Consider the following 343-nt stretch of genomic DNA (forward strand, 5'->3'; position numbering starts at 1 on the left):
CGGTCAAAAATGTGGGAGCGAGTCCGGCTTAAAACTGGGGGTTAGTCCGGCCAGCGCACGGTCAAGCCACCATCAATCACAATGCTCTGCCCGGTCAGGTAGCTCGACTCCTCACTGGTCAAAAACCGCACCAGGGACGCCACTTCATCCGCCCGCCCGACCCGGCCCAGCGGAATCGCCCGCGCCGCTTTCGCCAGCCCTTCCGGCCCGAGGGAGTTCTTCGCGTCCAGCGACTGGGGCGTTTCGATCAACCCCGGAATCACCGCGTTGCAACGAATCCCCAACGGCGCCAATTCCACCGCCAGCGACCGACACAACCCCGGCACGCCGGCCTTGGCCGCCG

The 343-nt window shown here is 65.6% G+C and carries 1 protein-coding gene; it reads right to left on the minus strand.

The window, feature by feature from the left end:
- Window positions 1-41: 41 nt before the first annotated feature.
- On the minus strand, window positions 42-343 hold a 302-nt coding region (locus HX846_RS38830; RefSeq protein ID WP_178967656.1), incomplete at its 5' end, for an SDR family oxidoreductase.

Origin of the sequence: Pseudomonas sp. K5002 (assembly GCF_013386655.1) — a bacterium.
Taxonomy (GTDB): Bacteria; Pseudomonadota; Gammaproteobacteria; order Pseudomonadales; family Pseudomonadaceae; genus Aquipseudomonas.